9 protein-coding genes are annotated in these 10,844 nt (G+C 49.4%); 3 read left to right on the plus strand and 6 right to left on the minus strand.

Annotation, left to right across the window (positions count from 1 at the left end):
- Nucleotides 1-13: 13 nt before the first annotated feature.
- From ACO0LF_RS28590 to ACO0LF_RS28605, 4 genes are all read right to left on the minus strand, one after another.
- Nucleotides 14-2,605: a DUF4962 domain-containing protein gene (locus tag ACO0LF_RS28590; protein ID WP_423020332.1), complete on the minus strand. Its 2,592-nt coding sequence runs from the start codon at nt 2,603-2,605 to the stop codon at nt 14-16.
- 415 nt (nt 2,606-3,020) lie between these two features.
- Nucleotides 3,021-5,057, minus strand: coding sequence for a di-heme-cytochrome C peroxidase (locus tag ACO0LF_RS28595; protein WP_423020334.1), 2,037 nt, complete (start codon nt 5,055-5,057; stop codon nt 3,021-3,023).
- Nucleotides 5,058-5,414: 357 nt separating this feature from the next.
- Nucleotides 5,415-6,431, minus strand: coding sequence for a hypothetical protein (locus ACO0LF_RS28600; protein ID WP_423020336.1), 1,017 nt, complete (start codon nt 6,429-6,431; stop codon nt 5,415-5,417).
- Nucleotides 6,428-7,447, minus strand: coding sequence for a hypothetical protein (locus ACO0LF_RS28605; protein ID WP_423020338.1), 1,020 nt, complete (start codon nt 7,445-7,447; stop codon nt 6,428-6,430). Before ACO0LF_RS28605 ends, ACO0LF_RS28600 begins: the two co-directional genes overlap by 4 nt.
- A gap of 497 nt (nt 7,448-7,944) precedes the next feature.
- Between ACO0LF_RS28605 and ACO0LF_RS28610 the strand changes: the two genes are divergently transcribed.
- From ACO0LF_RS28610 to ACO0LF_RS28620, 3 genes are all read left to right on the plus strand, one after another.
- Entirely contained in the window at nt 7,945-8,574 is a 630-nt protein-coding gene (locus tag ACO0LF_RS28610; RefSeq protein WP_423020340.1) for a hypothetical protein, read from the plus strand.
- Between the two features lie 201 nt (nt 8,575-8,775).
- A complete protein-coding gene (locus tag ACO0LF_RS28615) occupies nt 8,776-9,642 on the plus strand; it encodes a hypothetical protein (protein WP_423020342.1) in 867 nt (288 codons plus the stop codon).
- A gap of 139 nt (nt 9,643-9,781) precedes the next feature.
- Nucleotides 9,782-10,060 carry a glutathione S-transferase C-terminal domain-containing protein gene (locus ACO0LF_RS28620; RefSeq protein ID WP_423020350.1) on the plus strand — a complete coding sequence of 93 codons (279 nt, stop codon included), beginning with the start codon at nt 9,782-9,784 and terminating at the stop codon, nt 10,058-10,060.
- Between the two features lie 234 nt (nt 10,061-10,294).
- On the opposite strand, the gene ACO0LF_RS28625 is transcribed toward ACO0LF_RS28620, so the two are convergent.
- Nucleotides 10,295-10,570, minus strand: coding sequence for a hypothetical protein (locus tag ACO0LF_RS28625; protein WP_423020344.1), 276 nt, complete (start codon nt 10,568-10,570; stop codon nt 10,295-10,297).
- Between the two features lie 94 nt (nt 10,571-10,664).
- Nucleotides 10,665-10,844, minus strand: a 180-nt coding sequence (locus ACO0LF_RS28630) for a hypothetical protein (protein WP_423020346.1), incomplete at its 5' end; no start/stop codon positions are given.

The raw sequence follows: 10,844 nt of genomic DNA on the forward strand, positions 1-10,844 counted from the left end.
AACATGATCTGTTTTAGTTTTTGAATATGTTCACCACTTTCTGATTGAATTCCACACCCTTGCTACCTATGCTGACGACGGCATCGCTGCCATTGATGCTGACATTCACAGCTGTGGCCGAGCAATTTTCCTTGATGATGGTGACCGTGCTCAATTCTGTTGACGCCTGATTGGCGGTTGAGCGCAAATGGTATTGATTGGGTGCCAGGGTTCCACTAGGTGGGTCTGCTGGTACTTCAAATTGGTCTGTGGTCGCCATGCTGGATGGGAAATTTTGATGATAAATGCAAATCGATGAATTGCCATTGACCACTTTGGCAAAACCCGGCGTGCTTAAATCGAATGCCTGCAAGGCGTGAAAGTTCAATTCCCATGTTCTCGGCGTGGCACTGGTCGCCCAGTCATAGATAACACTGATTTTCTCTTCCTTGAAATAGGCGATTGAGCGTATCGCATTGTTGAGCAAAGGCACCCAGTTGATCGGTGCCGGTGCCTGGCGGCGATAGGCCTTGCTGGCATCACCGGTAACAATGGCGATGCCATTCGCCTCGCCACCATTGATCAGGTCGCCAGATGAATCTGTGGTGTCGACCGGGTTGGTCGGCTTCAAGGGGACGGCACTGGATGCCGCCTCTGATTGGCCTATGCCACCGTCAAAAGTGAGTACATTGTGCGACTTGCTGGCCCTGGTCTGCAAATGATGAGGTGAGCCGTATGAGAAATAGTAGCCGCTGCTGATCAGCATGTCCTTGCCATTCGATACCAGGGTGAAGCTGTTCTGGTCTGCATAAGAATGGTTATAGGCCCCCCATTTGCTGGACCTGAAAGCCAGGCTGGACCTGTTTGCATTGCTGATGTCACTGGTCAGTGAAGCCAGGCCTGCATCCGGGAAGTACCAGTTATTTTTATCCGGTGTTTTTTTAGTTACCGGGCGCTGGCCCATCCCCACCAGATTAAAGTAAGTAACAGGTCGTAGCGCCTGATTGGTGGCATTCTGTGCATTCGCTTCAAAATACCATTGGTGATAGGCATTTTGGGTGAACAATGCATAAGGTTGCAAGGTGTCGAAGGAAGAAGCCAGATAAAAATACGTATAGGCGTGGTCATCGCCAAATGGCACCATCAACTCCTTGTATAAAGGTGCGGTGAAAGCCATCAGGTAATCCGGATATTTTGCATAATACGGCAGGCTGCTGAGATCGATGCCTGTCACTGATTTGATGGTGACCAGGGTTTCCAGCAGGGTAGCGACATACCAGCCATAGCCATTACCATTCTGGAAGGCACCGTCATCACCACCGAATGCGGTGCTGCTGATCAGGAAAGTATTGTAGGCATCTGTCAGATAAGTTTCTGCTTCAGGGAAGTTACTGTCACCAGCCAGCAGCAACAAGACATTCACCATGAAACCTACATCGGTCACCCCATGCGAATTCAATTTTTTCGTATGTATGCTGGTGATCAGCGTAGCCATCTGCCTGGTTCTGTTCTTGATGACAGCAATCACCTGATCACGCTCTTGCGCACTCAGGTCGGCGTAGAAGTAGTCATATCCCTTGGCCAAGCCTAGCAGTACCTGTCTGGCAGCCTGGTCCTGGAACTGGAAGCTGGTTGTCCCTGTGTCTGCATCCCATTTTGCCATCTCCAGCAGTCTGGCCTTGCCAGCGGCCTTGGTAGTGGCATCGTTGGTCAGTGCCGCCATATAACCCAGATAGGCGATTTCACTCGCGGCTGTGGTGGCTGTCGTATTCAAGGAATTGACCCAGCGCGTATAGTCTGTCGCCACGGGGAAGTCGCTGGGCTGCATCATAGGCGGCTGGGTAATTACCTTTTGCGCTTGTATGGTTTTAATTTTGGCGCTCAAGACGGCAAAAGGGGCTGTCGCATTGCTGGTGATGTTGCCGAGCATTTGCTCACGGCTGACATTGTGTGGCAAGCCACGTGGACGGCTCGCTATTTTTGCAGCGTCTACGATATTTTTCGGCGTGATGATGGGCAAGGATACTGCACTGGCATCAACAAAAAAACGACGCGGACTACTGGCGATGATGTTGCCATTACTAGCCTTGTAGTTGACTGTCCATTGATATTCACCAGCTGGAAGCTCGGCAGGAATTTGGAAGTGCGGGAATTTGCTGGTGGCTGTCAAATAAGATTTGCCGTCTTTATTGATCTGTATATTCCATGGCGTGGTATCCGTGGCGGCAGGGTAGATATTCCCTGCAGGCCATTGCAAGACGGGTGACGTATTATTTGCTATAGCACAGTCTTCAGGATAGATCTTGCCGAATACCATGGGCAGGGCTGAGATGAAGTCCGGTTTTTGATTGGCGGTACAAGTCTGGCTATATCTGCTTTTTAGCAAATTGCTGTCGAATGTAGCGACCAATTGGCTTGCTGGTGGTGGCCCTGCAGGAATTGCCTTCAGGCTGGCTGTGTCGCCATTATTCAGACCTAGCCGCGCCATGTCTTTATTCGCAGAGGCTTCATTGGGAGTGCCGCCGCAAGCACTTAACATGATGGTGGCGATACAGCTTGCCAATATACTCAGCTTGTGCTGACCTAAGGTAGGGGAATTCTGTGTCGTCATGAGGGGATAACTCACTTTCTTTTTCAAGGAAATGGAAGTGGTGCTGAGAGAACCTGGGCTAACTGATATTAAATAAGTCATGGATTGTGGACAGTAGCAAACCCGCTGGCTACCCAGTTGAAGCCTATCCTGCTGGCAAGCAAGGTATTTCGATAGCAATGCCATTAGGCAATGAATTATCAGGCGAATATGGATTAGGTCAATATTTAGAGTGAGGATACTGGTAAGCGTTTGTAACATTGAGGTGATCGGGAGATGCCGGGGCGTCTCCAGCCTGCAAGCGCTACTTGGTCAGCAGCTATCAAGACCTTTGATATAGTCAAAGGATGGCTTGGTGCCAGAATGTATTAATTCACTGGTGCTGACGGTGGGCCAACACCAGCGATGTCAAACTGTTTTGAGTCTTGCGCTGAAGCTTGTAGCGAGCATTTTATTGCGCCTTCAAATACTCCAGCAAATCCAGCCTTTGCTCTTTCGTCAGCATAGGCAAGTCGCCAGTTTCTTTTGCTGCCCTGGTGCCATATTCATGGCCAAAATTGCGATTGCCATTGAGCCTGGTATCGAAAGTAAAACCTTCATAGCCACTACTCTTCAGACCGACTTTTTCTGCATCAAATTCACGCGAACCGACCAGGAATTTTTCAGGACGGCATTCTGCATCTTTTTGATCGGCAGGGCAGGTCGCTGGCAGCAGTAAATCATACAGGGTAGGCACAGAACCATTATGCAGATATGGCCCGGTTGCCCAGATGCCATTCAATGAGCGCCCCTTGTAGGCTTGCAGCGAAGAGTAGGGCGTCATCGTCGTATCCGGGTTGTAATTGCCATGCTTGTTGGAGTCATGGATTTCATTGCCAAACCAGGCCTGGAAAATATTATGCAGCCATTCAGACCAGCGGCGTATGAAACCCTTGTCGGCATCTGGTGTCGTCACCACACCCAAAGTTGCCTTGGTCAGCAGGGCGGCGATAGGGGCTTTTTTGTCGAGCAGCACGTCACCCACGCCAGCGCCCACGTATTGATTGCGCAAGATGCCTGAATAACCTTCGTACTTGATGCTGTTATCGGCCATGGTAGGGTCGGTGCCGACTTCTTCCAGCTTGGACATATGGGCCACCACACGCCTTTGTGGTGAACTGCGGTCTATCTCTGCATGGCACTGTATGCAATAATTGGCAAATAGTTTTTCACCGCGCTTGATGCGGGTCTGGTCCAGCTTGCCCAGAATTTCTTGCGGCCATTTGGGCGACTGTAGTTCTGTCAGCTGGTTTTCTATACGGCGTAAATTCTCTGTATTGACCGAGCTATCATATTCAACCACCTTCTTGGTCCACCCCTGACCTGCGATCAATGAGGTAAGAGAAAAGTGCCTGCCCTCATGCCAGTCCAGCGAACCAAACACGCCGATGACTTCTCCTGTATTGCGCCCCAGTGGCCCCAGGCCACCATTGCCGCCCAGACCATTCCACTGCACATAATCATGCTGGGCAATATCCCACAAGAAGGGATAACTGACAGGTGCATCCGCCTTGATGAATAATTCCTGCCTGAGCTTGACGATATTCTTGGCCGAGGTCGCCACTCTTTCTATGATCTTGTCGCGATCGGCAGAACTGATATCCTGACCTATACCTGCCAGTGCCGTCTTCACTTCCTCCTCGGTTAATATTTTCCCCAGTACTTCTTCGATTTGCTGGCGGTTCAGCAGATGTTCCAGCGTGCGGTTGTAGATGCGGCCAAAAGCATCCAGCCGGGCATAACCATAATCGACAGGGCTGTGATTGATGACGTTATAGCTGGTCAGGCGCAGGGTATAAGTCTTGATGTCGGCAATGATATCTGCTTCGCTGCTATAGGCACCCAGCGCCATGACAGCTTTCACGAAACGCTTTTGCACATCGGGTTTATCCCTGACAGCCACCATTGCCGCAGTCAGGCCATTCAGAAAGCCTTGCATGTCAGCGCTGGCCGGGCCACCGTCGATGCGCATGCCTGTACCCTTGAAATTGACTTGCGCAGTATGGCAAGCCGCACAGGTAAAGCCCATGTAATTTTTGCTCAGGTAATTGTCTTTGACAAAACCTACCGGCAAAGCATCCGGGTTACTCGAGGTTTTTTTCTGCGGCAGGTAACGGTAGCGGTTAATGTTTTCATCACTGCGGAATAGTTCGGGCTTGTCAGCCTGTTCCAGCACCAGGAAAAAATCATAAGGCAGCAAATTCGATCCCTGGGTGGTGGTGTAGAACCACAGGCTTTGCTCAGGCTTCCAGTTTTGTTCGAGGTAGACGATCTTGCTGGCACTGTCGCCAAACACATCCTGCTTCACTGTCATTGCCCCGCGATCAGGGTCGCTGTCAGACACTTCCCAATGCTGGGTCAGCACGATGATCAAAGGCGGAAGGACGAACAACAAGATCAGCAACAAAAAGCCATGCCGTATTTTCAGTTTTATTTTTGGGATTTTCATCTGGCCCTCGCTAACCAGCAGTTGTTGTTGCTCTTGAAATTGAGTCAACAACTTGCAAATTTGATATTTGTTGTCATTATAGATGCTTTCCTTGCTGCAGTTTATATTTGTATAAAATTAGCAACAACTTGACTGCTGTTTTTATGACTGACTAAGCAGGGGGAAATGATGGGCATGACAAACGCAAAACGTCGCCAAGCAGAGAAGGGGATGCCCGGAACCAACCGGGCATTCCGTACATACGGTAGGAGCGGCTTCAGCCGCGAAAAAACTAGGGTAATATCTGCAAGCAGCAAGATACAGCTGCTGACACCTTAGCTTGAGCTAGTTGCGAAGCGCAATTACTCAATTAATCAATTACTCAGCTTGCGCAGTGCCTTTCTTGCGCCGCCCATCGACATAAATCCCCAAGCCCAGCAAGCTGCCACCGACCAGCAATAAGTGTACAAACCAAAGTGACGGAGATTTGCTGGCCAGGAACTGGAAGTAGAAGGTATATAAATTAATGATTAAAAAAGTGTAGGCATAGCCACGCAGCAATTGCAGATTGAAATGCAGGCTCGCCCATACCGAGCCGCCCGCCACCGCCGCCCACAAGATTGAAAACGCCAGGCGTTCGCCCTCGGTATCATCCCAGCGCACGTCATGGTTCTCGTAATAGCCAAACACACTTAAAAACCATAGCGACAGATTGATCAGCAGCAAGCCATAATGAAAATACACCCGTGCAAACGGTGCCAGGCGGCCACGCAAAAATTCCACATGCGCCCAGGCCAGGCACAGCACGCCAGCGCCTATGGCGAGGAAGCGCGCTGGATAAGTCATGCCCAGGTAATAAGCTCCCCAGCCAGAGATGTAGCCGGTTTCTGCCCCGCAAAAGAAAAAGAACAGCGCCAGCGAATACCATAACAGCAAGCGGTTGGCCAGCGCATACGCCAGTGCCAGCAGCAGGGCTGCATCAACACCCAGCAGTACAGGCCAGTTTTTGCTGCCACTGGAATGATGCAGGGCGAGCACGATACTCAGGCCCTGCAAGGCCATACCGCTTGCCAGTTCCAGCGCTTCGGCCAGGATGGGCATATTGCGGTGGGTTTTAAGCCAGTAGGCCAAAGCCAGTCCTCCGACAAAAGTGCCAGCCAGAGCGGCCTCACCCAGCAGCCACCAGTTCATATGCTCGCGCAGCAAAATGAGTATGCCAGCCACGCAGGTCAGCACACCCAGTACTGTGAATGAACGCACCAGTGCCAGCATATTCCAGGCTTCGGTCGGATAACGCAGCTTGATTTGCTTGGCTTGCACAGCGTCAATGATCTTCTGTGCGACCAGATCATCGAGTTCATTGTGTACCGCACGGTTGAGGTTGCGCTGGTTCATGCTGCACCTCCATCGGAGTTTTGAGCCTTGCTGTTTGCCTGGTTCAGGCGGTGGGAGATGACTTCCATCAAGGCACCCATGACAAGTAGCAGTGCCCCTCCAGCCGCCAGATAGCTACCCAAATCCAGCTGATTCCAGAACTGCTCATGAAAACGAGTAAACAGATTGATGCCAAAAAAAGTAATACCAAAACCGCGCAGCAAACCACTGTGCAGGCGCGCACCTGCTACGATCTGGGCGATGGTAGCAATACTGAATACAATGACCCAGAACGCAGTTCCAGCCTGATAGTGGTGCCAGACCGACAGTATCAGCAGCGACATGTTCAAGTACACCAGCCCGACAGCCTGCCAGGCCTGATAAAACCGTCCTGTGGCGGGGTAAGCCATGCGCTCATGGGCGTAACCGATGGCGATGGCGATCAGAGCGACCACACTCATCATCTCCGGGTCCTGGATAGCCAGCGCATACGTGGAACGGCCACGCATGGCCGACCACGAGCCCACCCAATGAAACAGCACCAGCAAAGCCAGTATCAGCAAATAAGTATTGTGACGCTGGTAAGCCAGGTAAAACGCCAGCGGAATCGTCAGCAATCCGGCCAGTATCAGCACGGTCTCGGATTCCAGATGCAGTACCTGGCTCAAAAACATGACCACCGTACCGGCCCACAAAGCCATGCCCACGGTGACAATAAACTTTGATGAAGTGGCATAGCGCTGCTGCACATCGTCCGCCAGACGCAAACCACCCCAGATTAAACCTATGCTGATGGCGGCCCCAACCAGTACCGCGAACATCAGCGATTGCGTCAAGGCACCGATCAAACCCATCAAACCAAGAAAAGCACAAAAGCCGCCAAAAATGCCGCAGTACTTCACTATCCCGATCAGACCAAACTGGCTTACTTCATAGCGTAGAGACAGCAGCTCATAGGCAGGTTTTTCTATCAGACCATCGGCATGCCAGAGCGCCAGGTCTTGCTGTAATTGCTGTTTGACTTGTTTGCTGGTCATAAATGTTTTGGAGTTTTAAGGGCAAGTATTAGCGAGCCGGCAGTCAATGAATTTTCCAGTCATCGCTGGCTTCAATGAGATTTTTGTGCATGAAAGCTTGCAACTTTCAAAAGTAAAGTATCACACAATTCATCATGACAAACCGATACATTTCAGTCTCGCTCAATTAACGCGATTAAAAACAAAAGAGTCGTGACCTGCATTGTTGCCAGGGATGATTCATGAGTCTTGCCCCTTTGAGTCCTTTATCCATGGCGAATTCAGATTGCTCATGGTTTTACCCAGAGAAATCATTCTGTTTCCCTTGGTCCGACATCCTGAGTTCCACATTTAACGGCGTAAAACCGCATCCTGGTGTCGTGGAAGGAATATCAAGGCTGGACTTACTCCATAGATGTGAAATTGTTAAATTTATATAAAAAAGTAATTATTTTCTAAGTTTGCATCAGAATTGTCATAACACGAACGACTTATTTTTATACTAACGAGTGAATAAAATGAAAGAAATCAAATTAATTGGATTGAGTGTGATGGCGGCAGTACTGCTGGCGGCTTGCGGCGGTGGTTCTGGAGGTGGTAGCACCAGCGCAGTGACACCGGCTGACGCCAGTAGCGGACCCCTGAGCAAATATGTGGGTGTCTGGAATCAGGGTTGCCAGAATCACGAAATTTTTACCACAACGATTAGCGCAACCAGTGGTGGCACAGCCTTATCTGTGTCTCAAAAAATGGAATACTATGAGAACGCCAATTGTACGGGTGCCATCGTCGCCACTGGCACTTACGCATCACCTTTCCTGGTCGCGCAACATGTCAGGACAGAAGCCAATGCCAGCGTCAAAATGCTGACCGGCGAAACGGTCGCCTCTTCAGTCGATGTCGTCAATGCGACTGCGAGTGGCGGCGCGATCAACTTTGTTGGTAGTGCAGTATCTTCTTCAGTAGTCAATGGCAAAACCGTCTGGAAATTTGTCTTCAAGGACGCCACCCTGACCCAGACTATAGAAGTTTCATCCGGCAGCAGGCAGGGCGCCTTCATGCTGCGCAATGGTGAATTGTTCACTATCCAGGCCATAGGCAGCTCATCAACTGCCTTCGCAGTTGAGAGCAGATATGTGCGTGCCTGATTGCATATGCTTGTGACTGCGTGATCTGTAAATAAGCCACCATGGGGTGGCTTGTTTTTTTGTGAAGGATTTTATTGGCCACTTATTTGGCTACTTAATTGTGTGATAAAGACTAATCTTTGCTCTCGCCGGATTGATTTTGACAAGCACTGAACTTATGGCTATCGTTCGAGAATATGCTGATTCAAACACGATCAATGCTTGATTTTTTGCAGCAAAAATCTTTACGGATCTGGAATAATTATGAAACATGTTTTCCTTTTAATCAGCCTGGCGATTGCTTGCTCTATGGTTTCCCATGCGCAGACCTTCAGCGCAAGCAGTAAAAATAATATGACGCCGGTTGCGGTAAGCAGCGCAGCCGCAACAAATTCTTTGACCATCACGCTGACGGCAAAGGGTGAATATATACTCAGCTCTGAAAAGGATAAAAATCTTAAAAAATCAGGCAAGCTGGGTAGTTCAGGTGATGTCGATGCATTAAATAAAAAGCTGCAGGAAATGAAGAGCGCGGCAAGTGAGATAAGAGTCAATATCAAGGCGGAGCAAGCTGCCAGATTCCAATATCTGGTAGACATTGCATCCACGCAGTTCATGCAAGCGCAGAATAAATTTACGATCACTACAGAAACGAGTCTGTGTACGGTACAGGCACCAACAGCCAGCTTGGCCGCAAACGCTGCACACATCACCGTCCTGATTTTTGCGACTGGCGATTATGCTTTGCAACTGAGTGATAAAGCGGGAACGCCAAAGGGTGGGAGCGTAAGCTACAGGCGCGAAAAAAAGACCAGCCTGGTTGATGCAATTGTACTAGCCAAAAAGACCGATGCCGGTATCTATGCACTGATTGAGGCTGACAAAGACGCACCGGTTCAAGCCTACGTAGATCTGGTCAATATACTCAACTCGGCATCTGTTGACAGGCAAATGATAATAGCCCAGAGCGCGGGAAAATCGACACAGTCTGGATCAGAGAAAACATCGGCCAAGACACAACAAGGTCGCATTGAAGAGCTGGAAGCGCAGCAGAAGCAGATACTGGAACAATTGAAGAAGATGAAGTAATTCTTATTTTTTGCTTGTTTGACCGTAGGCACTGGACGCGCGCTTTCTTGACCGCTACTTCGACCTGCACGTCATGACCCCGGTATAGCACGCGGTAGGCGCAGTACTGACAGGCGATACTGTAAAAAGACAGGAAGGGCTGGCTCACGGCGTCAGCAAACTTGATCTCGCCTATGCATGGCTGGAAAACCACCTCGAAGGCGACGCGTGGGCAAGCGGCGAAAATTTCACACTGGCAGACTGCGCCGCAGCACCTTCGCTTTTCTATGCAGACTGGACCCAGCAGATTACAGAAAAATATCCAAGACTACGTGCCTACCGCAGACGGTTGCTAGGTCGCTCATCAATTGCAAGGGCAGTGGAAGAGGCGAGGCCTTACCGGCAGTTATTTCCGCTGGGGGCACCGGACAGGGATTGAGGCGAGATAGATCAGGGATAGTTGTTCTGAAGAGTTGATGACCTGCAAGCTAGATTATGTGGTGATTTTTTGCGTTTGGTTTTCCGTTTTCGGAAAAGAAAATATCCTATGCAACAGATAGCAAGTAGCATAAAAGGCAGGCCAAACAAAACTGTCCTGGAAAACCCTGATCGTTAATGAAATATCATGTAATAGCTAGTTCATCAACTCAAGAGAAAAGTAAATCTATAAAATTCAGAGGGAAGTTTCCACCCAATTGTACGCTTCTCGCAGTGCTGAAAAAATTGAACTGACTGAGGAAATGCCATCAATGCAAGCACTAGCTTTGTTCAGATAGTCAAGTATGGAACTCTTATTAGGGCTGGACGTCTTTGTTTCTTCAATTACTTCCAAAATTAAAGTCCTTGCTTTGCTCTCAACTAGCTCAGGGATTTGATTTTTTCTGGTTGCCTCATTGAGTTCTTCTTTGATCAATTGCAGTTGTTCTGCCAAATCTTGGTAATTGCTCACAGAACCAATATTAATATCCCCAGCAGCGTTGTACTGATGTTAGTTTGCGCTGGATTATGACCCGGCGTTTGCATCAAATTCTGACCCACTCGTTTTAAGTTTTTTTAAGGGTTAGGTTGAGGCTAGTTTGGTCTTTTTTTCCTTTACGTGTGCGTTTGCTAGCTGAATTGACCCTGTCAGTTTGATCCACCTTCCACTTCCTGGCGAAGGCGGCCACCCGGTCATACGACCCTTCAAATCCCAGTTCTTTCAGATCCAGATGAAGTTGTTTCAA

This window comes from Undibacterium sp. Di27W (assembly GCF_049340345.1).
In the GTDB taxonomy this organism is placed as follows: domain Bacteria; phylum Pseudomonadota; class Gammaproteobacteria; order Burkholderiales; family Burkholderiaceae_D; genus Undibacterium.

What these genes read in the sequence shown, in the direction of transcription:
- ACO0LF_RS28595 (WP_423020334.1), bottom strand. Translation starts at nt 5,057, where the DNA reads ATGAAAATCCCAAAAATAAAACTGAAAATACGGCATGGCTTTTTGTTG.
- ACO0LF_RS28600 (WP_423020336.1), bottom strand. Translation starts at nt 6,431, where the DNA reads ATGAACCAGCGCAACCTCAACCGTGCGGTACACAATGAACTCGATGAT.
- ACO0LF_RS28605 (WP_423020338.1), bottom strand. Translation starts at nt 7,447, where the DNA reads ATGACCAGCAAACAAGTCAAACAGCAATTACAGCAAGACCTGGCGCTC.
- ACO0LF_RS28610 (WP_423020340.1), top strand. Translation starts at nt 7,945, where the DNA reads ATGAAAGAAATCAAATTAATTGGATTGAGTGTGATGGCGGCAGTACTG.